Here is a 22,127-nt window from a genome sequence, read left to right as displayed (position 1 = left end):
GTGATCAGACCGCCCTCATCAGCAGGGTCGCGGCGATGAGAACCGCCGTACCGCCGAACATCGAGACCGCGTAGGTGCGGGCGTAGCCGTTCTGCAGCTTGCGCAGCCGGCCGGAGAGCCCGCCCATCGAGGCCGCCGTGCCGTTGACGACGCCGTCGACCAGGGTGTGGTCGACGTACACCAGGGAGCGGGTGAGGTGCTCGCCGCCGCGGACCAGGACCACATGGTTGAAGTCGTCCTGGAGGAGGTCGCGGCGGGCGGCCCGGGTGAGCAGCGAGCCGCGCGGGGCGACGACCGGTACGGGCTTGCGTCCGTACATCGCCCAGGCGATGGCGACGCCGATGACGAGCACCACCATGGTGGCGGCGGTGACGGTCGTGGCGCTGACCGGGGCGTGGCCGTGGCTGTGGCCGGTGACCGGCTCCAGCCAGTTCAGGAAGCGGTCGCCGATGGAGAAGAAGCCTCCGGCGAAGACCGAGCCGAACGCCAGGACGATCATGGGGATGGTCATCGACTTCGGCGACTCGTGCGGATGCGGCTCGTGGCCCTCCGCGTCGGGCTGCCAGCGCTTCTCGCCGAAGAACGTCAGCAGCATCACGCGCGTCATGTAGAACGCGGTGATCGCGGCGCCCAGCAGGGCCACCGAGCCGAGGATCCAGCCCTCGGTGCCGCCCTTGGCGAAGGCCGCCTCGATGATCTTGTCCTTGGAGAAGAAGCCGGACAGGCCGGGGAAGCCGATAATCGCGAGGTAGCCGAGGCCGAAGGTGATGAAGGTGACCGGCATGTACTTCCGCAGGCCGCCGAACTTCCGCATGTCGACCTCGTCGTTCATGCCGTGCATGACCGATCCGGCGCCGAGGAAGAGCCCGGCCTTGAAGAAGCCGTGGGTCACCAGGTGCATGATCGCGAAGACGTAACCGATCGGGCCGAGCCCGGCGGCCAGGATCATGTAGCCGATCTGCGACATCGTCGACCCGGCGAGAGCCTTCTTGATGTCGTCCTTCGCGCAACCGACGATCGCACCGAAGAGCAGCGTGACCGCTCCGACGACCACGACGACCAGTTGTGCGTCCGGCGCTGCGTTGAAGATCGCACCGGAGCGGACGATCAGATAGACACCGGCGGTGACCATGGTCGCGGCGTGGATGAGGGCGGAGACCGGGGTCGGGCCCTCCATCGCGTCACCGAGCCAGGACTGCAGCGGCACCTGGGCCGACTTGCCGCAGGCCGCGAGCAGCAGCATCAGGCCGATCGCCGTCAGCTTGCCCTCGCTCGTCTCCCCGGTCGCTTCGAGGACGGGGCCGAAGGCGAAGGTGCCGAAGGTGGTGAACATCAGCATGATCGCGATCGACAGGCCCATGTCGCCGACGCGGTTGACCAGGAACGCCTTCTTGGCGGCGGTGGCCGCGCTGGGCTTGTGCTGCCAGAAGCCGATGAGCAGGTACGACGCCAGACCGACGCCCTCCCACCCGACGTACAGCAGCAGGTAGTTGTCGGCGATGACCAGGATCAGCATCGCCGCGAGGAACAGGTTCAGATAGCCGAAGAAGCGGCGCCGGCGCTCGTCGTGCTCCATGTAGCCGATCGAGTAGATGTGGATCAGGGTGCCCACACCGGTGATCAGCAGCACGAACGTCATCGACAACTGGTCGAGCTGGAAGGCCACATCGGCCTGGAAGCCCTCGACCGGGATCCAGCTGAACAGCTTCTGGTGCAGCGCCCGGTCCTCCGCGCCCTTCCCCAGCATGTCGAGGAAGAGCACGACACCGACGACGAACGACGCGGCGGCGAGCAGGGTGCCGATCCAGTGTCCGGCGCGGTCCAGCCGTCGGCCGCCGCAGAGCAGGACCGCCGCTCCGAGCAGGGGCGCCGCGACGAGCAGCGCGATCAGGTTCTCCACGATTCAACGTCCCCTTACAGCTTCATCAGGCTGGCGTCGTCGACCGAGGCCGAGTGGCGGGAACGGAACACCGACACGATGATCGCGAGCCCGACCACGACCTCGGCGGCGGCGACGACCATCGTGAAGAAGGCGATGATCTGGCCGTCGAGATTGCCGTGCATCCGGGAGAAGGTCACGAACGCGAGGTTGCAGGCGTTGAGCATCAGCTCCACGCACATGAACACCACGATCGCGTTCCGCCGGATCAGCACCCCGGCCGCACCGATGGTGAACAGCAGGGCTGCGAGATAGAGGTAGTTGACCGGGTTCACTTGGCGACCTCCTCTTCTTCGTTGTCACGGCCGAGCCGTTCCCCGGAGCGCTGCTCCAGCGCCTTGAGCTGGTCCAGCGACTCGTTCGAGACGTCGCGGATCTGGCCGCGGTTGCGCAGCGTCTGCATGACGGTGAGCTCGGAGGGCGTGCCGTCCGGGAGCAGGCCCGGGATGTCCACGGCGTTGTGCCGGGCGTAGACACCGGGGGCGGGCAGCGGCGGGAGCTGCTTGCCGCGTACGCGCTCCTCGGACATCTCCCGCTGGTTCTTGGCGCGTTCGGTGCGCTCCCGGTGGGTGAGCACCATCGCGCCGACCGTCGCCGTGATCAGCAGGGCGCCGGTGATCTCGAAGGCGAAGACGTACTTGGTGAAGATGAGGCTGGCCAGCCCCTCCACGTTTCCGCCGTGCTCGGTGTTGGCGGTGCCGAGTCCGTTGAAGCTGTTCAGCGAGGCGTTGCCGATGCCCGCGATCAGCAGGACACCGAAGCCGAGCCCGCAGCCCGCGGCCAGCCAGCGCTGGCCCTTCAGGGTCTCCTTCAGCGAGTCGGCCGCGGTGACGCCGACGAGCATGACCACGAAGAGGAACAGCATCATGATCGCGCCGGTGTAGACGACGATCTGGACGATGCCGAGGAAGTAGGCGCCGTTGGCGAGGTAGAACACCGCCAGGACGATCATGGTCCCGGCGAGGCTCAGCGCGCTGTGCACGGCCTTCTTCATCAGTACGGTCGACAGCGCGCCGAGGACGGCGACGATGCCGAGCAGCCAGAACTGGACGGCCTCGCCGGTCGAGGTCTGGGAGGCCGCGGCGGCCAGGCCGGTCATGCGCCCACCTCCTGCGCCGAGCCGTTGTTCTCGCTGTGCCCGTCGGCCGGCTTCTCGCCCTTGGAGACGGCGACCTGGGGCTCCGTACCGGGCGCCGCCTCGGTGACGAGGCCCCGGTAGTAGTCCTGTTCGTCCATTCCGGGGAAGATCGCGTGCGGGGTGTCGACCATGCCCTCCTCCAGGCCCGCGAGCAGCTCGTCCTTGGTGTAGATGAGGCTCTCGCGGGTGGTGTTGGCGAGCTCGAACTCATTGGTCATCGTCAGCGCCCGGGTCGGGCAGGCCTCGATGCACAGTCCGCAGAGAATGCAGCGCGCGTAGTTGATCTGGTAGACGCGGCCGTAGCGCTCACCCGGGGAGTAGCGCTCCTCCTCGGTGTTGTCCGCGCCCTCCACGTAGATCGCGTCCGCCGGGCAGGCCCAGGCGCACAGCTCGCAGCCGACGCACTTCTCCAGACCGTCCGGGTGACGGTTGAGCTGGTGCCGGCCGTGGAAGCGCGGCGCCGTCACCTTCGGCGTTTCCGGATACTGCTCGGTCAGCCGCTTCTTGAACATGGCCTTGAAGGTCACGCCGAAGCCGGCGACGGGGTTCTGGAACTTCTCCTCCGAGGACCCCGAGGAACCCGAGGCTCCCGAAGTCCCCGAGGACTCTGGTGACTCAGACACCGTCGGCCTCCTTTCCGTCACTCGAATTTCCGTCACTCTGAGTATCCGGCCCGCCACTGACAACGAGCTCCCGCTCTCCCCGCGGCCTGCGGCGCGGTACCGGCGGCAGGGTCTGTCCGGGCAGCGGCGGCACCGGGAATCCGCCCGCCATCGGGTCGAACGCCGGCTCCGGTCCGGTCTCCGCCTCGGCGGCCCGGCCCTTCTTGTCGCGGAAGATGTCGACGACGAAGGAGATCAGCAGGATCGCGATCACGGCCCCGGCCACGTACAGCACGATCTTCGAGAAGTCGTAGCCCTCGTTGCGCAGCGCCCGCACCGTCGCGACGAGCATCAGCCAGACGACGGAGACCGGGATCAGGACCTTCCAGCCGAGCTTCATCAGCTGGTCGTAGCGGACCCGGGGCAGCGTGCCGCGCAGCCAGATGAAGAAGAACAGCAGCAGCTGGACCTTGACGACGAACCAGAGCATCGGCCACCAGCCGTGGTTCGCGCCCTCCCAGAAGGTGCTGATCGGCCACGGGGCCCGCCAGCCGCCCAGGAACAGGGTCGTGGCGACCGCGGAGACGGTGACCATGTTGACGTACTCGGCGAGCATGAACATCGCGAACTTGATCGAGGAGTACTCGGTGTTGAAGCCGCCGACCAGGTCGCCCTCGGACTCGGGCATGTCGAACGGGGCGCGGTTGGTCTCGCCGACCATCGTGACGATGTAGATGATGAACGAGACCGGCAGCAGCAGGATGAACCAGCGGTCCTGCTGCGCCTCCACGATCTTCGAGGTCGACATCGACCCGGAGTAGAGGAAGACCGAGGCGAACGCGGCGCCCATCGCGATCTCGTAGCTGATCATCTGCGCGCAGGAGCGCAGACCGCCCAGGAGCGGGTACGTCGATCCGGACGACCAGCCGGCCAGCACGATGCCGTAGATCCCGACCGAGGCGACCGCGAGGATGTAGAGCATCGCGATCGGCAGGTCGGTGAGCTGCATCGTGGTGCGGTGGCCGAAGATCGAGACCTCGTTGCCGGACGGGCCGAACGGGATCACGGCGATCGCCATGAACGCCGGGATGGCCGCGACGATCGGCGCGAGCACGTACACGACCTTGTCGGCCCGCTTGACGATGACGTCTTCCTTCAGCATCAGCTTGATGCCGTCGGCGAGCGACTGGAGCATGCCCCAGGGACCGTGCCGGTTGGGGCCGATGCGCAGCTGCATCCAGGCGACGACCTTGCGCTCCCACACGATGGAGAAAAGCACGGTCACCATCAGGAACGCGAAGCAGAACACCGCCTTGATGACGACGAGCCACCACGGGTCGGTGCCGAACATCGACAGATCCTCGGCGGCGAGTACGGCACTGTGCGGTGCCGCGGCCAGTTGAGCGAAGGCACTCACGCCCCCACCTCCGGTGTGACGTCGGGAGTACCCGGTGCGGCGGGGCCGATCCGGACCAGACCGCCGGGCCGGGCACCGGTGTCGGCCGGAACGCCCCGCCCGGCGGAGTTCAGCGGCACCCAGACCACCCGGTCCGGCATGTCGGTGACCTTCAGCGGGAACGCGACACTGCCCGCCGGGCCGGTGACGGCCAGCAGATCGCCGTCCTTCACGCCCGTCTCGGCGGCGGTGGCCGCGGAGAGCCGGGCGACCGCGGCGTGCCGGGTACCGGCCAGCGCCTCGTCGCCCTCCTGGAGCCGGCCCAGGTCGAGCAGCATCCGGTGGCCCGCGAGGACCGCCTCGCCGTCGCCGGGCCTGGGCAGCGGCTGCGCCGGCTCGTTCGGGTCGCCGGCGTGTGTGCCGGTCCAGCCGCCGAGCCGGTCCAGTTCGCGTCGTACGGACTTCAGGTCCGGCAGCGCGAAGTGGACGTCGAGGGCGTCGGCCAGCATGTGCAGCACCCGGGCGTCGCCCGGCGCGAGCGCGCGCGTCATCTGCTCGGGCTTCAGCGCGGCCTCGAACATCCGCGCCCTGCCCTCCCAGTTGAGGAAGGTGCCGGACTTCTCGGCCACCGCGGCGACCGGGAACACCACGTCGGCGCGGTCGGTGACCTCGTTGGGCCGCTGCTCCAGCGAGACCAGGAAGCCGACCTGGTCCAGGGCCTCCAGGGCCCGTGCCGGGTCCGGCAGGTCCACGGTCTGGACTCCGGCGACGACCAGCGCGGCCAGTTCGCCGGTGGCCGCGGCCTCGACGATCTGGTCGGTGTCGCGGCCGAAGCGGGACGGGAGTTCGGCGACGCCCCAGACGGCCGCCACCTCTTCCCTGGCCCGCGGGTCGGTCGCCGGACGGCCGCCGGGCAGCAGCGACGGGAGCGCGCCCGCCTCCACCGCGCCGCGCTCGCCGGCCCGGCGCGGGATCCACACCAGCGCGGCCCCGGTCGCGGTGGCCGTGCGCACCGCGGCGGTGAGCCCGCCCGGCACCGCGGCCAGCCGCTCACCGACCACGATCACGGCGCCCTCGGCCCGCAGCGCCTCGGCCGCCACGGCTCCGTCGCCGTCGAGGCCGACACCGCCCGCGATCGCGTCCAGCCACTCGGTCTCGGTGCCGGGGGCGGCGGGCAGCAGCGTGCCGCCCGCCTTGTCGAGACCGCGGGTGGCGTGCGAGGCGACGGCGAAGGTGCGCTGTCCGTGCTTGCGGTTGGCCTTGCGCAGCCGCAGGAAGACGCCGGGCGCCTCCTCCTCCGACTCGAACCCGACCAGCAGTACCGTCGGGGCCTTCTCCAGCGAGGTGTACGTGATCCCGCTGCCGTCCAGGTCGCGCCCGCGCCCGGCCACGCGGGCGGCCAGGAAGTCGGCCTCCTCGCTGCTGTGGACCCGGGCCCGGAAGTCGATGTCGTTGGTGTCCAGCGCGATCCGGGCGAACTTGCTGTACGCGTAGGCGTCCTCGACGGTCAGCCGGCCGCCGGTGAGCACCCCGGTCCGGCCGCGGGCGGCCAAGAGGCCGGCGGCCGCGGCGGCCAGCGCCTCGGGCCAGCCCGCGGGCTCCAGGACGCCGTCCGCGTTGCGTACCAGCGGAGTGGTGAGCCGGTCCCGCTGCTGCGCGTAGCGGAAGCCGAAGCGGCCCTTGTCGCAGACCCACTCCTCGTTGACCTCGGGGTCGTCGGCGGCGAGCCGCCGCATGACCTTTCCGCGCCGGTGGTCGGTGCGGGTCGCGCAGCCGCCCGCGCAGTGCTCGCAGACCGACGGCGAGGAGACCAGGTCGAAGGGGCGGGAGCGGAATCGGTACGCCGCCGAGGTCAGCGCCCCGACCGGGCAGATCTGGATGGTGTTCCCGGAGAAGTACGACTCGAACGGGTCGCCCTCGCCGGTGCCGACCTGCTGGAGCGCGCCGCGCTCGATCAGCTCGATCATCGGGTCGCCCGCCACCTGGTTGGAGAACCGGGTGCAGCGCGCGCAGAGCACGCAGCGCTCACGGTCCAGCAGCACCTGGGTGGAGATCGGGACGGGCTTCTCGTACGTCCGCTTCTTGCCGTCGAAGCGCGAGTCCGCGTCGCCGTGCGACATCGCCTGGTTCTGCAGCGGGCACTCGCCGCCCTTGTCGCAGACCGGGCAGTCCAGCGGGTGGTTGATGAGCAGCAGCTCCATCACACCCTTCTGGGCCTTCTCGGCGACCGGTGAGGTGAGCTGCGACCTGACGACCATGCCGTCGGTGCAGGTGATGGTGCAGGACGCCATCGGCTTGCGCTGGCCCTCGACCTCGACGATGCACTGGCGGCAGGCGCCGGCCGGGTCGAGGAGCGGGTGGTCGCAGAAGCGCGGGATCTCGATGCCGAGGAGTTCGGCGGCCCGGATGACCAGGGTGCCCTTGGGCACGCTGATCTCGATGCCGTCGATGGTCAGCGTGACCAGGTCCTCGGGCGGGATGGCCGCCTCGCCGCCCCCGGAGGGCGCACTCGTGGTGACTGTCATGCGTTCACCCCCTGGGATGCGTTCTTGTCGTCGGCCCAGACGGTCGACCTGGCGGGATCGAAGGGGCAGCCCTTGCCCGTGATGTGCTGCTCGTACTCCTCGCGGAAGTACTTCAGCGAGGAGAAGATCGGCGAGGCGGCGCCGTCGCCGAGGGCACAGAAGGACTTGCCGTTGATGTTGTCGGCGATGTCGTTCAGCTTGTCGAGGTCGGCCATCTGCCCCTTGCCGGCCTCGATGTCGCGGAGCAACTGGACGAGCCAGTAGGTGCCTTCGCGGCAGGGTGTGCACTTGCCGCAGGACTCGTGGGCGTAGAACTCGGTCCAGCGGGTGACGGCCCGCACCACGCAGGTGGTCTCGTCGAAGCACTGGAGCGCCTTGGTCCCGAGCATGGATCCGGCGGCGCCGACACCCTCGTAGTCGAGCGGTACGTCGAGGTGCTCTTCGGTGAACATCGGGGTCGACGAGCCGCCCGGGGTCCAGAACTTCAGCCGGTGGCCGGGGCGCATGCCGCCGCTCATGTCGAGCAGCTGGCGCAGGGTGATGCCGAGCGGGGCCTCGTACTGGCCGGGGCCCGCGACGTGCCCGCTGAGCGAGTACAGCGTGAAGCCCGGGGACTTCTCGCTGCCCATCGACTTGAACCAGTCCTTGCCCCGGTTCAGGATCGCGGGAACCGAGGCGATGGACTCGACGTTGTTCACCACAGTGGGGCAGGCGTACAGACCGGCGACCGCGGGGAAGGGAGGTCGCAGCCGGGGCTGGCCACGCCGTCCTTCGAGAGAGTCGAGCAGCGCGGTTTCCTCACCACAGATGTACGCGCCGGCACCGGCGTGCACCGTGAGTTCCAGATCGAGCCCCGAGCCCAGGATGTTCGTCCCCAGATAGCCCGCCTCGTACGCCTCTCGTACAGCCTCGTGCAGACGTCGCAGCACGGGGACGACCTCACCGCGCAAGTAGATGAACGCGTGCGACGAACGGATCGCGTAACAGGCGATCACGATGCCCTCGATGAGGCTGTGCGGGTTGGCGAACAGGAGCGGGATGTCCTTGCAGGTGCCCGGTTCCGATTCGTCGGCGTTGACAACTAGATAGTGCGGTTTGCCGTCGCCCTGCGGGATGAACTGCCACTTCATCCCGGTCGGGAAGCCCGCGCCTCCGCGGCCGCGGAGGCCGGAGTCCTTGACGTAGGCGATGAGGTCGTCCGGCGCCATGGCGAGGGCCTTGCGCAGGCCCTCGTATCCGTCGTGGCGGTGGTAGGTGTCCAGGGTCCAGGATTCCGGCTCGTCCCAGAAGGCGGAGAGGACGGGGGCGAGCAGCTTCTCGGGGCTGCCCCCGTTCCCGTTGCCGCCTCCGTTGTCGTTGATCTCGGTCGCCAACGTCATCACTCCCCCTCCTCGGCTGTCGGGCCGGCCGGGTGGTCCGGGTCGGAGGCCGAGGTCTGCTGCGGTGCGTCGTGCGAGCTGAGGTGCTCGGACGGCGACGGGTCGTGGGGCTGGGCGCCGCCGGGGCGCTCGCCGCGCGGGGCGACGACGCGCGGGTGCGGCTCCTCGCCCTTGGCGAGGCGGAGGCCGATCAGCGAGGCGGGGCCCGCGCCACCGGACGCCTCGACGGCGCCGGGGCGCTCGTCGGGGAAGCCGGCCAGGATCCGGGCGGTCTCCTTGTACGAGCAGATCGGGGCGCCGCGGGTGGGTTCGACGGTGCGCCCGGCGATCAGGTCGTCGACCAGGCGGGTCGCGCTCTCGGGCGTCTGGTTGTCGAAGAACTCCCAGTTGACCATCACCACGGGGGCGAAGTCGCAGGCCGCGTTGCACTCGATGTGTTCGAGGGTGACCTTGCCGTCCTCGGTCGTCTCGTCGTTGCCGACGCCGAGGTGCTCCTTGAGCCGGTCGAAGATCGCGTCGCCGCCCATCACCGCGCAGAGCGTGTTGGTGCAGACGCCGACCTGGTAGTCACCGCTCGGCTTGCGCCGGTACATCGTGTAGAAGGTGGCGACCGCGGTGACCTCGGCGGTGGTGAGGCCGAGCAGCTCGGCGCAGAACGCCATGCCCGTACGGGACACGTAGCCCTCTTCGGACTGCACCAGGTGCAGCAGCGGAAGCAGGGCGGAGCGGCTGCCGGGGTAGCGGGCGATCACCTCCTTCGCGTCCGCTTCGAGCCTGGCGCGCACCTCGGCCGGGTAGGCGGGGGCGGGGAGCTGCGGCATCCCCAGACTGACTTCCTGACGTGCTTCGGTCACCGGTCGACGCCTCCCATCACGGGGTCGATGGACGCGACGGCGACGATGACGTCGGCGACCTGGCCGCCCTCGCACATCGCCGCCATGGCCTGGAGGTTGGTGAAGGACGGGTCACGGAAGTGGACCCGGTAGGGGCGGGTGCCGCCGTCCGAGACGACGTGCACGCCGAGTTCGCCCTTGGGCGATTCGACGGCGGTGTACGCCTGCCCGGCCGGGACCCGGAAGCCCTCGGTCACCAACTTGAAGTGGTGGATCAGGGCCTCCATGGAGGTGCCCATGATCTTCTTGATGTGGTCGAGCGAGTTGCCGAGTCCGTCCGGGCCGAGCGCGAGCTGGGCCGGCCAGGCGATCTTCTTGTCGGCGACCATCACGGGACCGGGGGCGAGCCGGTCGATGCACTGCTCGACGATCCGCAGCGACTGGCGCATCTCCTCCAGGCGGACGAGGAAGCGGCCGTAGGCGTCGCAGCTGTCGGCGGTGGGGACGTCGAACTCGTAGGTCTCGTACCCGCAGTAGGGGTCGGTCTTGCGCAGGTCGTGCGGGAGTCCGGCGGAGCGCAGCATCGGTCCGGTGACGCCGAGCGCCATGCAGCCGGTCAGGTCGAGATAGCCGACGTCCTGCATGCGGGCCTTGAAGATGGGGTTGCCGGTGGCGAGCTTGTCGTACTCCGGCAGGTTCTTCTTCATGGTCTTCACGAACTCGCGGAGCTGGTCGATCGCGCCGGGCGGCAGGTCCTGGGCGAGTCCGCCGGGGCGGATGAACGCGTGGTTCATGCGCAGGCCGGTGATCAGCTCGAAGAGGTCGAGAACGAGTTCACGATCGCGGAAGCCGTAGATCATGATCGTGGTGGCGCCGAGCTCCATGCCGCCGGTGGCGATGCACACCAGGTGCGAGGAGAGCCGGTTGAGCTCCATCAGGAGCACGCGCAGGATGGTCGCCCGGTCGGGGATCTGGTCCTCGATGCCGAGAAGCTTCTCGACGCCCAGGCAGTACGCCGCCTCGTTGAAGAACGGCGTCAGGTAGTCCATGCGCGTGACGAAGGTGGTGCCCTGCGTCCAGTTCCGGTATTCGAGGTTCTTCTCGATGCCGGTGTGGAGGTAGCCGATGCCGCAGCGGGCCTCGGTGACGGTCTCGCCGTCGATCTCCAGGATCAGCCGCAGCACGCCGTGCGTGGACGGGTGCTGGGGGCCCATGTTGACGATGATGCGTTCGTCGTCGGACTTGACCGCGGACTCGACGACCTCGTCCCAGTCGCCGCCGGTGACTGTATATACAGTCCCCTCGGTCGTGGCCCGGGGCGTTGCATGGGGAGTAGACATCAGGAGTACGACCTCCGCTGGTCCGGAGCCGGGATCTGGGCGCCCTTGTACTCGACGGCGATGCCGCCGAGCGGGTAGTCCTTGCGCTGCGGGAAGCCCTGCCAGTCGTCCGGCATCATGATCCGGGTGAGGGCGGGGTGCCCGTCGAAGACGAGCCCGAAGAAGTCGTAGGTCTCGCGCTCGTGCCAGTCGTTGGTCGGGTAGACCTCGACGAGGGACGGGATGTGCGGATCGCTGTCCGGGGCCGACACCTCAAGCCGGATGAGCCGGCCGTGCGTGATCGAGCGCAGGTGGTAGACGGCGTGCAGCTCGCGGCCCTTGTCGCCGAGGAAGTGGACGCCGCTCACCCCCGTGCAGAGCTCGAAGCGCAGCGCCGGGTCGTCGCGCAGGGTCCGGGCGACCAGGACGAGGTGTTCGCGGGCGATGTGGAAGGTGAGCTCGCCGCGGTCGACGACGGTCTTCTCGATGGCGTTCCCGGGAAGCAGGTCCTGCTCCTCCAGGGCCCCTTCGAGCTCGTCGGCGACTTCGTCGAACCAGCCGCCGTACGGGCGGGAGGTGGCGCCCGGCAGGGTCACGGTGCGGACGAGGCCGCCGTAGCCGGAGGTGTCGCCGCCGTTGTTGGCGCCGAACATGCCCTTGCGTACGCCGACGACCTCGCCGGTGTCCGCGCGCGGGGCGGGCACACCGTTGTTGTTGCTCTGTTCGTCGTGGTTGTCGTTCCCGCTCATCGCAGCAGCCCCTTCATCTCGATCAGGGGCAGCGCCTTGAGTGCCGCGTCCTCCGCCTCGCGGGCGGCCTCCTCCGCGTTGACCCCGAGCTTGGAGCCCTGGATCTTCTGGTGGAGCTTGAGGATCGCGTCCATCAGCATCTCGGGCCGCGGCGGACAGCCGGGCAAATAGATGTCAACCGGAACAATATGATCAACACCCTGCACAATGGCGTAATTGTTGAACATTCCGCCCGATGATGCGCAAACCCCCATGGAGATCACCCACTTGGGATTGGGCATCTGGTCGTAGACCTGACGCAGGACGGGAGCCATCTTCTGGCTGACCCGTCCTGCGACGATCATCAGATCGGCCTGTCGCGGCGATCCGCGGAAGACCTCCATGCCGAAACGGGCCAGGTCGTAACGCCCGGCCCCGGTCGTCATCATTTCGATGGCGCAACAGGCGAGGCCGAAGGTGGCGGGGAAGACGGAGGACTTCCGTACCCAGCCGGCGGCCTGCTCGACAGTGGTCAGCACGAAGCCGCTGGGCAGCTTCTCTTCGAGTCCCATGGTGTGCCCCTCAGCCCCTCAGTCCCATTCCAGGCCGCCGCGACGCCACACATACGCGTAGGCGACGAAGACGGTGAGCACGAAGAGCAGCATCTCCACGAGCCCGAAGATCCCCAGGGCGTCGAAGGTGACCGCCCAGGGATAGAGGAAGACGATCTCGATGTCGAAGACGATGAAGAGCATCGCCGTCAGGTAGTACTTGATGGGGAAGCGGCCGCCTCCGGCCGGCGTGGGTGTGGGTTCGATACCGCACTCGTACGCTTCGAGCTTTGCCCGGTTGTAGCGCTTGGGGCCGATAAGCGTGGCCATGACCACGGAGAAGATCGCAAACCCTGCCCCGAGGGCGCCGAGCACGAGGATGGGCGCGTAGGCATTCACGCTCCTCGCTCCTTCCAGTCGTCCTTGACCGTTGGACCGCATCGGGCGACCGGCTCACCGCCTCACCAAGATCGTGCACATGTGAGGCAGTTCACAAGCCCGACTGCCCCGCATCCTATGCCCGCCATCCTGTGATCTGCGACACGGGGTACGACAACGCCTTTGTGATCTCCACCACCTGACGAAGGATCATGAAGTCGGATGAGCGGTGATCTTCACACGCGAAGCGGCCGAGTGATCACGAGACGTGACATCTGATGCTGTTACCGCTGGTCAAACGGCTGCCGCTCTATCAAGGGTTGGTCGTGCCAAGCAAATTGGCGATGGACGACACGGGGTGATAGAGGAATCCACCTGATCTTGATCCCTCCCGGCCGGCTCCGCGCGGATCCCACCCCTCCCCGACGGGCCCGCACCCTCCGGGTCGCCCGAACCTCACCCGGGAGGGGGAGTCGAGGGGATCAAAATGGACGCATGGTGCCATTTCTGATCTTCGGAGCGAACGGGACATCTCCCTTCACCCGGTGCCGCCTTGGGCGCGTGGCGCATATCCGCCCCTCGCTCCGCGACCACCCTGTGACCTGCGTCACTCCGTCAAGGCCCCGGTAAAAGCGGGCTTGGCCATCGGTGTGAACGGATGGTAAGTGGCGGGCAATTCGGGCGTATTACCGAAAGCACGTGATCACAGCCATGATCAGCCATGCCCGCTTTGCCCGTTACGGCGTCAATAAGGGCCACCGGAAAGCGGATTCACAGATTCCGTACGTAACTGTGTCGCAACACACGTTTCTTGATGGGAGCCCCGAGGCCCTGATAGCGCTAGTACTCATGTCCCACACCGCTCACATACCCAGCCACCGGAAGCCCCGCCGAAACGCCTCGAAGACGGCGCTGCGGGCCGGAGTTGCCGGTGGCGTCCTCAGCACCATCGCGGTCGCAGGCGCCGCCGGTCCGGCCCAGGCCGAGCCGGTGACCCAGACCATCGAGATGCCCACCATCACCTCCGGGCTCTCCACCGCCGTCGCCGCGTCCGCCCAGGCCACGCAGCAGGTCGCCCAGGACCTGCAGACGCAGGCCCAGGAGGACGCCGCAGCCGCCACCGCGGCCAAGGCCGCCAAGAAGGCCAAGGCCGAGGCGGTCCGCAAGGCAGAGGCCAAGAAGAAGGCGGAGGCGGCCGCCAAGGCCAAGGCGGAGGCCGCCGAGCGCGCCTCCCGCTCCACCGTCCGCACGACGCTCAGCGCGACCTCCGGCTCCAGCACCGGTACCGCCGCGTCCACGTCCTCCTCCTCTTCTTCCTCCTCCTTCTCGTCGAACGCGACCGGCTCCGCCGCCGCGGTCATCGCCTTCGCGCAGGCCCAGGTCGGCGACGCGTACGTGCCCGGCGGCACCGGCCCCAACTCGTGGGACTGCTCCGGTCTCGTCCAGGCCGCGTTCCGTTCGGTCAACATCGACCTGCCGCGCGTCTCGCAGTCCCAGTCCACCGCCGGCACCCAGGTCTCGCTGAGCAACCTCCAGCCGGGCGACATCCTGTACTGGGGCGGCGCGGGCAGCGCGTACCACGTCGGGATCTACGTGGGCAACGGCCAGTTCGTCGGCGCGCAGAACTCCAGCACCGGTGTGGTGCAGCGTCCGCTGTCCTACGACCCGCCGTCGGGCGCGGTCCGCGTTCTCTGATTCGTCGCGACCCTCCGGGTTCACGGATTCACAAGCGCCTTTCCGGCGCGCGGTGAAGGGCCGTCACTCCCCCGCTCGGGAGCGACGGCCCTTCACCGTTTCCGGTCCTCCGGCGAGAAGTGTCCGGCCTCCGGCGAAAAACCGACGTCGAACCCGGTCTTCGGCGTCGACGTCGCGAACCTGCCGGACACCGTCCACCGTCGCTTGTGAACTGGGGCGAACAGCCCTCGCGTCACCGAGCACAGGACGGCATCCGCCATGACCTCCACCGCGGCCACCACCCCCTCCGCACCCGCCGCCCTCCCGGCCCGCACGCCTTTACGCGGCCGGCTCGCCGTCCTCTCCGTCATGCTGGGCATCTTCTCGATCGTCACCACCGAGATCCTGCCCATCGGCCTGCTCACATCGATCGGGTCCGACTTCGCCGTCTCGGACGGCACGGCGGGCCTGATGATGACCGTGCCCGGACTCCTCGCCGCGGTCTCCGCACCCCTGGTCACGGTGGCGACGGCACGCGTCGACCGGCGCCTGATGCTCGGTGCCTTCATGCTCCTGCTGGCCCTGGCCGACTTCCTCCTCGCCGCAGCGACCGACTACCGCCTCGTCCTGGTCTCCCGCGTGCTGGTCGGGATCACCATCGGCGGCTTCTGGTCCGTCGGGGCCGGACTGGCCGGCCGGCTGGTCCGCCCGGCATCGGCCGCCCGGGCGACAGCGGTGATCTTCTCGGCCGTCCCGCTGGGCTCCGTGCTCGGTGTCCCCGCCGGTACGCTCATCGGCGGCCTGGCCGGCTGGCGGACGGCGTTCGTGGTCATGGGGGCGCTGAGCGTGGGTGTACTGGCCCTGATGCTCGTCGTGGTTCCGCCGCTGCCGCCGGCCCGGGTCACCCGCGCGAGCCTGCTGCGCACCGTGCTCGCCCAGCCCGGCACCCGGTTCGCCCTGCTGATCACCTTTCTCGTCGTTCTGTCACATTTCGCGACGTACACCTATGTCACGCCCTTCCTGGAACGGGTCACGCACGCCGGTCCGGCGCTGATCACGGTGTTCCTGCTGCTCTACGGTGCCGCCGGGATCGTCGGCAACTTCACCGCCGGCGCACTCGTGACGCGCCGCCCGCGCGCGGCGGTCTGTCTCGCCGCGGGCCTCATCGCCACCGCGACCGCGCTGCTCCCGGTCCTGGGCAGGTGGGAGGCCGGAGCCGTAGCGCTGCTGATCGTCTGGGGTGTCGCCTACGGCGCGGTGCCGGTCTGCTCGCAGACCTGGTTCGCCAGGGCCGCCCCCGACGCACCCGAAGCGGCTTCCGTCCTGTTCACCGCGTCCTTCCAGGCGACCTTCGCCCTCGGCGCCCTGTCGGGCGGAGCCGTCCTCGACCACATGTCCGTGTCGGCGGTGATGGTGCTCGGCGGCGCGGTCGCGGCTCTGGTGGTTGTGGCGGTGGCCGTGGCGGGACCTCGCTCCGGAGACCTCGGTGCCGGGGAGCGGCGATGAACCGCACCGTCCTCAAGTGGAGGGCGTGCCCCGTACGTGGTGGGGAGAACCCCACCACCGCGTGCGGTGCTGGCACCCCGGTGGATTCGGGGGCCCGCTTTACTGTGCGTATCGCCTGCTGACGCCACGATGTTCATATGCTGCAAACCCCCGCTCATTCGCCCGGTCGCGGTCGCGATTCGTTCATAGACGTCATCAGAGCGCTGTGCGTGCTGGCCGTGATATCCCAGCACTGGCTCATGCCCGTACTGGCCTATGACAATGGGCATTTGAGCACCGGGAATGCGCTCGCGAGCCCCGGCTGGTGGATTGTCACATGGCTGACTCAGGTCATGCCCATGGTGTTCTTCGCCGGTGGGGCCGCCAATTTCTTCTCGTTCCGATCCATGAAATCGGTGAATACCTGGCTCCGGAGCAGAATCGCGCGTCTCCTGGTGCCGGTCGTGCCCCTGGCGGCCGTGTGGCTGCTGTTGCCCCATGCGTTGATCGGCGCGGGGGTGCCCGAGCAGCCGGTGCTGATGGCGGGCAAGATCGCCGGGCAGCTGCTCTGGTTCCTCGCTGTCTATGTGCTCGTGGTCGCGCTCACGCCGGTGATGTTCACGCTCTACCGCCGGTTCGGCTGGCGGGTGATCGGCGTGCTCGCCGTCTGTGCCCTGGCCGTCGACGTGCTGCGCTTCGAGTTCAGCCCCGCGATCGGTTTCCTGAACGCCCTGTTCGTCTGGCTGGCGGCCCACCAGTTCGGCTTCCACTACGCCGACGGCGGCCTGCGCATGCGGAGCGGGTGGGTTTCGGCGGGTGTGGCCGCGGTCGGCTTCGGACTCACCGCGGCCGCCGTGTTCTTCGGCCCCTACCCGGCGTCCATGATCGGAATGCCCGGGGCCCCGGTCTCCAACATGAGCCCGCCGACCGCGCTGATGCTGTCGCTGACCGTCGGCCAGCTCGGACTCTGGCTGACGCTCAAGCCGGTGATCACGCGATTCGCGGAACGCCCCATGGCCACCGCCGTACTTCAGTGGTGCGGGGCCCGCTTCATGACGCTGTATCTCTGGCACATGCCCGCACTCGTGATGACGGCGGGAATCGCCACGGTCGGACTCGGATTCGCGACACCGACGCCCGGTAGCCCCCTGTGGTTCGCGGTGGCACCGCTGTGGGTCGGCGTTTCGGGATTCTTCCTGGTGTGCTTCACCCGAATTTTCGGCCGGTTCGAATTCGGTCGCCGTTCCGGTGCGGCATCGGAAATGAGCCTCGGCAAGGTCGTTCTCGCGGCGGTGCTTTCCGCCGGTGGTCTCCTCGGACTCGCCGCCCAGGGTTTCATTTCTCCCGGAAACCCGCTCGGTCCGGTGCTCTGCGTGACGCTGGTGGTGGCCGGACTGCTCGTCGTACGCGAGAGGAGCACCCGGAAAGCCGCTGTCACGCCGGGCATTCGCACCGTGCCCGTTCAGCCGGCGGTGCGCCGAGGTGCCCGGGTTCTCTCCCGGCAGGGCGGCTGACGAGGGGGAGCCACACCTCGTACGGCGTGGGAGCCACCCCGCGTACGGCGGCCGCGCGCCCCGTACGTGGGGTGGCTCCCCCTCGTCAGGTGGTTCCCGCGCCTCTGCATCTCATGAGCCGCCGGCCGCGAGCTGCTGCCGGACCAGGCCGACCAGTCCCTCGATGAGGGGGCCTGGCTCGACGGACGGGTCGAGCGACCGCTGGAGCAGGTATCCGTCGATCGCCGCCGTGAGCGTCACCGCGACGGTGAGCGGACGCGCGACCCCCCGCTCCGCGAACCACTCGCACAGCCGCTGCCGCAACTCGGCCAGCAATCCGGCGATCTCGGCACGCAGCTGGTCGTCCCGGCTCGCGGCGACGAGGGACTCGTACAGCAACAGCAGCTCCGGATCACGGGGGTCGTTGGCGGACAGCGCGCGGAGCATGGTTTCCACGGCTGCGGCCGGATCCTCCTGCGCCAGGGCCTCGCCGATCCGGTCGAGGAAGAACGTCCGGATCTTCCGTACCGCGGCGATGCGCCGGAGTTCGCCGATGCTCCCCACGTGGTAGTGGATCACTCCGGTGTTCACACCCGCGCGCTCCGCCACCCGCCGACTGCTCACATCGCCCCAGCCCAGCTCGGGAATGAGGGAGGCCGCGGCTTCGATGATCTTCTCGCGCGTGTCCGTCCGGCGCGAGGGGCCCGTCGACTCGCTCATCACAGCCGCATCCCCTGGATCGCGAGCACGGCGATCACACCGGCCGAGGCCAGCGCGATCGCTTCGAGGACGAGCAGCTGCACCGGCAGGGGGTCGGGCACGACCGGGAAGACCGCGCCGAGGTCGGCCGCGAACACCGCGATGTAGCCGAGGCTCAGCACCAGTGCCGCCACGAAGGCCCAGTGCTGGCCGGCCATGGCGAACCCGGCCACCACGAAGCTGGCGAGCCCGAGAGAGGTCAGATACACGTTGAAGCTGTTGTACTGCCACCGCGGAAGCGGCGAGAAGTCCCTCGTGTCGATCAGCTTCCCGGGAACCATGGGAATCAGCAGGAGCGCCTCCCAGACCAGGAGTGCCGCGATCACGGTCGCCAGCAAGGATTGGTTCATCACACTCTCCGATACGTGTACGTGGCGGAGTCGGTCGCCTGTTTGGACGATAGTCCTGGACGGTCGTCCAAATCAAATGGAGGGGTGACCGGCACCGGCGGCGGAGAGGGTGAACCACACCGTCTTCGAGTGCGGCGACCGCGCCCCGTACGCGGTGGTCCCCCACCGGGCGGCGAGCGCGTCGACGAGGAACAGCCCCCGCCCGCCCTCGTCCGCGCCGGGGGCGCGCGGGGACCGGGACAGGCACCGGGGCGGGGGCACGGGCAGACGACCGGGCTCGTCGTCCGTCACGTACACCGTCACCTGCCGGCGATTGACGGTGACCTCCACCCGGACCTGCGGCGAGTCCGTATGGCAGTACGTGTTGGAGACGACCTCGCTCACGCAGAGCCGGGCGTCGTCGACGAGTGGGGCATGCCCGGCGGCCCACAGCACCGTCGCCACGAAGTCCCGCACGATCCTGGGTGCGGTGGGGGCGTTCGGTGCGACGAGCCGGTAGCGCTCGCCGCGCTGGGGGAGGTAGGGGGCTGGTGACGGAGGAGCGGTTACGGGGGTCATGGCGCGGTCTCCCTGCGTGAGGCGGTCTCCGGGGCGTCGTGCGTTGGGCGCGGTCCGTGGCATTGGCCGACCCCGGGGGCGCTCAACTCGCTTGCGGGTGGCTGCACTTCGGACGATGTCGCCTTGAGCGTCGCCCACTGGGACCATAGGGCGCCAGAATGCTCCGTAGCAAGGTTGCCCCTTCCGCTTCACGCGATCGGGTGGACCGGGGCAGCCGCACCGCGCAAGACTGCGCGGGGACGAAGGATGGTGACATGCCACCGAGGGACAATCCGACCGCACGCCAGGCACGCCTGGGCTGCGAACTGAGGAAGCTGCGGGAGCAGGCCGGCCGAACGGCTCGCGAAGCCGCCGGACTCATCTCGACCGATCAGTCGAAGATCAGCCACATGGAAGCGGGCCGCATCGGCATCAGCGAGGCGCGAATCCGCCGCCTTGCCAGCTTCTACGCATGCGACGACACCGTATTGATCGAGGCACTGTGCGCCATATCCCGGGAGCACCGGGGCCAGTTCTGGTGGGACGAGTACCGCGGCGTACTGGCACCCGGCTTCCTCGACATCGCGGAGCTGGAGCACCACGCGAGCCATATGCGCTGCCTCCAGTCCGTGACACTGCCGGGATTGATCCAGACGCCGCAGTACGCACGGGCGCTGTTCGAGGGAGTGCTGCCCAAGCTGCCCGAGGACGAGGTGGAGGCGAGAGTCGAGCACCGCATGCGCAGGCAGGCCGTACTCGACCGCGACAGGCCACCGAAGTTCGACGTCATCGTCCACGAGGCCGGCCTCCGCATGCGGGTCGGCGGACGCGAGGTCGCACACGGCCAGCTGGTGCGCCTCCTGGAGGCAGCCGACCGGCCCAACGTGACCGTGCGCGTGATCCCGTTCGCCAGCGAGAGGTTCGTCGAGGTGACACAGACCGTGCTGTACGCGGGCGGTGTGGCGCCACAGCTGGACACCGTCCACATCGACACCCCGTTCAGAGGGGCCTACCTGGACGCTGCGGCCGATCTGAACCGGTACCGCATGCAGCTCGACTTCGCCCAGCAGGTCGGCCTCGGGCCCGAGGAGTCGCGGAGCTTCGTTCACCACCTCGCGCGAGACCTGTGATAATCCGCAGCATGAGCGCAGACATCGAATGGCAGAAGTCGTCGTTCTCCGGCGGCGGAGAACAGTGCGTCGAGGTGGCGTGGCAGGGCGAGGAGATCCTGGTGCGCGAGAGCGACGACCCGCGCACGGTGACCAGGACGAGCCGCGCCAAGTTCGCTGCCTTCATTCAGGGTGTCAAGGCGGGCGATTTCGACCACTTCGTCCAGTAGCGCCGTCCCGCCTGCCGCAGGAGAGCCTCCGTCCGTGCCGGACGGGGGCTCTCCTGCTATCTGGGCGCAACCATGCCCCGGGGCATGGTTGCGCCCCACGCTTCCGTAACGCTACCGTCGCCGTGCGTCGCCGCGCTGCGGAGGGCAACCGACTCCACCCGCCGCTCCGCGCCCCAACCACCCCTGCCCGCACGCCATTTGGCGCGCCCGCTCGCGATCGGACGGTAGTCGATGCGTACGTCCCTCACCCCCTTACGACCAGCCGTCGAACACGGCTACCGGTTCGAGGCCCTCCGCTACGGCCCCGCCACCGGCTTCGTCCCCGAGCCGGTCGACCTGCGCATCGTGGCCACGCCCCAGGAGGCCGTCCGCGCCGTCCGCGTACAGCTCCGGACGAACCATCTCTTCGGCCTCACCCCGCGCGAACTGATCCGCGCCCACCACTGGGCGGACCAGGGCGGCTGGGTGCAGGCCCTGGGGGCGCTCCGACGCGGCGAACCCTGCGGGTTCACCCTCCTGCTGCGGGGTGGCCGGCACATCGAGTGGCACATCCGCCCGCTGACGTACGTATCACTCGACGCCCGCGCCCACCACCGCCCCGCCGCACGCCCCGTCGCACAGAAATCCACATGAGTCAGGCACGCCGGCGTGACTTCTGGACGAGGTATTCCCAATGCCGGCGTATGGCCTGGCGCTCCTGCGGTCATCACTTGCTTTGCGGCAGTCATCCGTTGTCTTGACTTGGTCCGCCGAGCTGAGGAAGTGTCCGGCAACCACTGCTCCGGTTCCGTGCGATCGCTAGCATCCACGACATGATCAGTGATGCAATAGCCGAGCTGCGTCTTCGGGATTCACCGACGATCGAGCACATCGACTTCGAGTCCCTCGATGGATACCGCTTCACCGATGGTGAGGGATTCCCCGCTTCCTATCGTGCGTTCGTTCGCCACGCGGGGTGGGGACGTACCTTCGGGCTGTGGTTGGTCTACCCGCCGGTCCGCCCGGGATACGCCGATGGCCTGCACGGTCGGGGCGCCCAGCTCACGAGGCGTTTTCGCGCGAGCTATCTGGACGGAGAGAGCGAAGCATTCGACTGGATGGTGGAACCGGACGGCAACTGGTCCCTGGCTGCCACCCTGGAGGTCTTCGCGTGGAGCGAGAACGGTGATGCCCTGTTGTGGAACAGCGCGTCACGCAACAGGGACGGGGAGTTCCCCATCTGGGAGTCACGCGGTTTCAACTCCCTGCATCACCTCGGCGCAGACCTCCGCGCGGCGCTACCGCTGGTGCGCGATCGTTCCATCGGAAATTCCGGGCCCCGCCCGTTCGATGTGGAACCGCTTCTCGCCACCCGCCTCTGAACGGGCTTCTGCTGATGGTGTGTCCGGCACGCGGGCAGGGCGCCCAGGATCGTTCTGTGCCGAGCGACCCGGACACCCTGCTGACCGCATAGGCTCTCCTGCCGCAACGGGTGGCGATCTCCCGGGAGTTCTTGAGCCGGCCGGTGGTCCGCTCGACTTCGTTCGGCGCCGGAGTGCTCCTGGTCGAACCCGGTGGGCCTGCCGCCCGCGCTGCCTCTGCGCCGGCCGTTGGCCCGCTGGTCCCTCGGCTCCGGGATCGTGTGCTTGATCCGGCGTCTTCGCAGGTAACCGCGGTCGCGGCGGGAACGCTCAGAAGCGGTTCGGGAAGTCCGGGCGGTCCC

General features: G+C 68.9%; 22 protein-coding genes and 1 pseudogene. 7 read left to right on the top strand and 16 right to left on the bottom strand.

What is annotated here, in order from left to right; all coding sequences use genetic code 11:
- Positions 1 to 4: 4 nt before the first annotated feature.
- The 12 genes from nuoL to ACGF8B_RS19900 are packed head-to-tail and all read right to left on the bottom strand — an operon-like array spanning position 5 to position 12,809.
- The gene (gene nuoL, locus ACGF8B_RS19955; RefSeq protein ID WP_259928612.1) at positions 5 to 1,900 is read right to left on the bottom strand and encodes an NADH-quinone oxidoreductase subunit L; all 1,896 of its coding nucleotides are present in this window, start codon (positions 1,898 to 1,900) and stop codon (positions 5 to 7) included.
- A gap of 14 nt (positions 1,901 to 1,914) precedes the next feature.
- A complete protein-coding gene (gene nuoK / locus ACGF8B_RS19950) occupies positions 1,915 to 2,214 on the bottom strand; it encodes an NADH-quinone oxidoreductase subunit NuoK (protein ID WP_093543641.1) in 300 nt (99 codons plus the stop codon).
- Complete coding sequence (locus ACGF8B_RS19945) at positions 2,211 to 3,038, bottom strand: NADH-quinone oxidoreductase subunit J (protein WP_342283196.1); 828 nt, start codon at positions 3,036 to 3,038, stop codon at positions 2,211 to 2,213. The genes nuoK and ACGF8B_RS19945 overlap by 4 nt, the downstream gene beginning before the upstream one ends.
- A complete protein-coding gene (nuoI, locus tag ACGF8B_RS19940) occupies positions 3,035 to 3,700 on the bottom strand; it encodes an NADH-quinone oxidoreductase subunit NuoI (protein WP_259928613.1) in 666 nt (221 codons plus the stop codon). The genes ACGF8B_RS19945 and nuoI overlap by 4 nt, the downstream gene beginning before the upstream one ends.
- Positions 3,693 to 5,096 carry an NADH-quinone oxidoreductase subunit NuoH gene (nuoH, locus tag ACGF8B_RS19935; protein ID WP_392740046.1) on the bottom strand — a complete coding sequence of 468 codons (1,404 nt, stop codon included), beginning with the start codon at positions 5,094 to 5,096 and terminating at the stop codon, positions 3,693 to 3,695. The genes nuoI and nuoH overlap by 8 nt, the downstream gene beginning before the upstream one ends.
- The gene (locus ACGF8B_RS19930; RefSeq protein WP_392740044.1) at positions 5,093 to 7,600 is read right to left on the bottom strand and encodes an NADH-quinone oxidoreductase subunit G; all 2,508 of its coding nucleotides are present in this window, start codon (positions 7,598 to 7,600) and stop codon (positions 5,093 to 5,095) included. Before ACGF8B_RS19930 ends, nuoH begins: the two co-directional genes overlap by 4 nt.
- Positions 7,597 to 8,982, bottom strand: coding sequence for an NADH-quinone oxidoreductase subunit NuoF (nuoF, locus tag ACGF8B_RS19925; protein ID WP_392740043.1), 1,386 nt, complete (start codon positions 8,980 to 8,982; stop codon positions 7,597 to 7,599). Before nuoF ends, ACGF8B_RS19930 begins: the two co-directional genes overlap by 4 nt.
- Positions 8,979 to 9,800 carry an NADH-quinone oxidoreductase subunit NuoE gene (gene nuoE / locus ACGF8B_RS19920; protein WP_342283229.1) on the bottom strand — a complete coding sequence of 274 codons (822 nt, stop codon included), beginning with the start codon at positions 9,798 to 9,800 and terminating at the stop codon, positions 8,979 to 8,981. Before nuoE ends, nuoF begins: the two co-directional genes overlap by 4 nt.
- A 29-nt stretch (positions 9,801 to 9,829) precedes the next feature.
- Entirely contained in the window at positions 9,830 to 11,152 is a 1,323-nt protein-coding gene (locus ACGF8B_RS19915) for an NADH-quinone oxidoreductase subunit D (protein ID WP_392740040.1), read from the bottom strand.
- Complete coding sequence (locus ACGF8B_RS19910; RefSeq protein ID WP_392740037.1) at positions 11,152 to 11,880, bottom strand: NADH-quinone oxidoreductase subunit C; 729 nt, start codon at positions 11,878 to 11,880, stop codon at positions 11,152 to 11,154. The genes ACGF8B_RS19915 and ACGF8B_RS19910 overlap by 1 nt, the downstream gene beginning before the upstream one ends.
- Positions 11,877 to 12,431 carry an NADH-quinone oxidoreductase subunit B family protein gene (locus ACGF8B_RS19905; protein WP_030926341.1) on the bottom strand — a complete coding sequence of 185 codons (555 nt, stop codon included), beginning with the start codon at positions 12,429 to 12,431 and terminating at the stop codon, positions 11,877 to 11,879. Before ACGF8B_RS19905 ends, ACGF8B_RS19910 begins: the two co-directional genes overlap by 4 nt.
- An 18-nt stretch (positions 12,432 to 12,449) precedes the next feature.
- Complete coding sequence (locus ACGF8B_RS19900) at positions 12,450 to 12,809, bottom strand: NADH-quinone oxidoreductase subunit A (RefSeq protein ID WP_003992243.1); 360 nt, start codon at positions 12,807 to 12,809, stop codon at positions 12,450 to 12,452.
- Positions 12,810 to 13,637: 828 nt separating this feature from the next.
- On the opposite strand from ACGF8B_RS19900, the gene ACGF8B_RS19895 reads away from it, so the two are divergent.
- The 3 genes from ACGF8B_RS19895 to ACGF8B_RS19885 all read left to right on the top strand — a co-directional run bounded on the left by ACGF8B_RS19895 (position 13,638) and on the right by ACGF8B_RS19885 (position 17,461).
- Positions 13,638 to 14,483, top strand: coding sequence for a C40 family peptidase (locus ACGF8B_RS19895; protein ID WP_392740035.1), 846 nt, complete (start codon positions 13,638 to 13,640; stop codon positions 14,481 to 14,483).
- A gap of 258 nt (positions 14,484 to 14,741) precedes the next feature.
- Positions 14,742 to 15,968: an MFS transporter gene (locus tag ACGF8B_RS19890; protein ID WP_392740032.1), complete on the top strand. Its 1,227-nt coding sequence runs from the start codon at positions 14,742 to 14,744 to the stop codon at positions 15,966 to 15,968.
- Positions 15,969 to 16,105: 137 nt separating this feature from the next.
- Positions 16,106 to 17,461, top strand: coding sequence for an acyltransferase family protein (locus ACGF8B_RS19885; protein WP_392740030.1), 1,356 nt, complete (start codon positions 16,106 to 16,108; stop codon positions 17,459 to 17,461).
- A 111-nt stretch (positions 17,462 to 17,572) separates the two neighbouring features.
- Here the strand turns inward: ACGF8B_RS19885 and ACGF8B_RS19880 are convergent, their stop codons facing one another.
- From ACGF8B_RS19880 to ACGF8B_RS19870, 3 genes are all read right to left on the bottom strand, one after another.
- Positions 17,573 to 18,160 carry a TetR/AcrR family transcriptional regulator gene (locus ACGF8B_RS19880; protein WP_392740027.1) on the bottom strand — a complete coding sequence of 196 codons (588 nt, stop codon included), beginning with the start codon at positions 18,158 to 18,160 and terminating at the stop codon, positions 17,573 to 17,575.
- Positions 18,160 to 18,549, bottom strand: coding sequence for a hypothetical protein (locus ACGF8B_RS19875; RefSeq protein WP_392740024.1), 390 nt, complete (start codon positions 18,547 to 18,549; stop codon positions 18,160 to 18,162). Before ACGF8B_RS19875 ends, ACGF8B_RS19880 begins: the two co-directional genes overlap by 1 nt.
- 72 nt (positions 18,550 to 18,621) lie before the next feature.
- Entirely contained in the window at positions 18,622 to 19,107 is a 486-nt protein-coding gene (locus ACGF8B_RS19870; RefSeq protein ID WP_392740021.1) for an ATP-binding protein, read from the bottom strand.
- 254 nt (positions 19,108 to 19,361) lie between these two features.
- Here ACGF8B_RS19870 and ACGF8B_RS19865 point away from each other — a divergent pair, with 254 nt between their 5' ends.
- The 4 genes from ACGF8B_RS19865 (at position 19,362) to ACGF8B_RS19850 (ending at position 21,786) form a co-directional block, all read left to right on the top strand.
- Positions 19,362 to 20,216 carry a helix-turn-helix domain-containing protein gene (locus tag ACGF8B_RS19865; RefSeq protein WP_392740018.1) on the top strand — a complete coding sequence of 285 codons (855 nt, stop codon included), beginning with the start codon at positions 19,362 to 19,364 and terminating at the stop codon, positions 20,214 to 20,216.
- Between the two features lie 11 nt (positions 20,217 to 20,227).
- A complete protein-coding gene (locus ACGF8B_RS19860; RefSeq protein ID WP_392740016.1) occupies positions 20,228 to 20,425 on the top strand; it encodes a DUF397 domain-containing protein in 198 nt (65 codons plus the stop codon).
- Positions 20,426 to 20,656: 231 nt separating this feature from the next.
- The gene (locus tag ACGF8B_RS19855) at positions 20,657 to 21,058 is read left to right on the top strand and encodes a hypothetical protein (RefSeq protein ID WP_392740013.1); all 402 of its coding nucleotides are present in this window, start codon (positions 20,657 to 20,659) and stop codon (positions 21,056 to 21,058) included.
- 179 nt (positions 21,059 to 21,237) lie between these two features.
- Complete coding sequence (locus ACGF8B_RS19850; RefSeq protein ID WP_392740010.1) at positions 21,238 to 21,786, top strand: hypothetical protein; 549 nt, start codon at positions 21,238 to 21,240, stop codon at positions 21,784 to 21,786.
- 88 nt (positions 21,787 to 21,874) lie between these two features.
- Here ACGF8B_RS19850 and ACGF8B_RS19845 read toward each other — a convergent pair.
- Positions 21,875 to 22,091: pseudogene (locus ACGF8B_RS19845) on the bottom strand (IS5/IS1182 family transposase); the annotation flags it as partial.
- Positions 22,092 to 22,127 lie beyond the last annotated feature (36 nt).

Origin of the sequence: Streptomyces sp. NPDC047917, assembly GCF_043204345.1 — a bacterium.
Lineage (GTDB): Bacteria > Actinomycetota > Actinomycetes > Streptomycetales > Streptomycetaceae > Streptomyces > Streptomyces sanglieri.
This window is presented reverse-complemented; position numbering and strand designations above follow the sequence as displayed.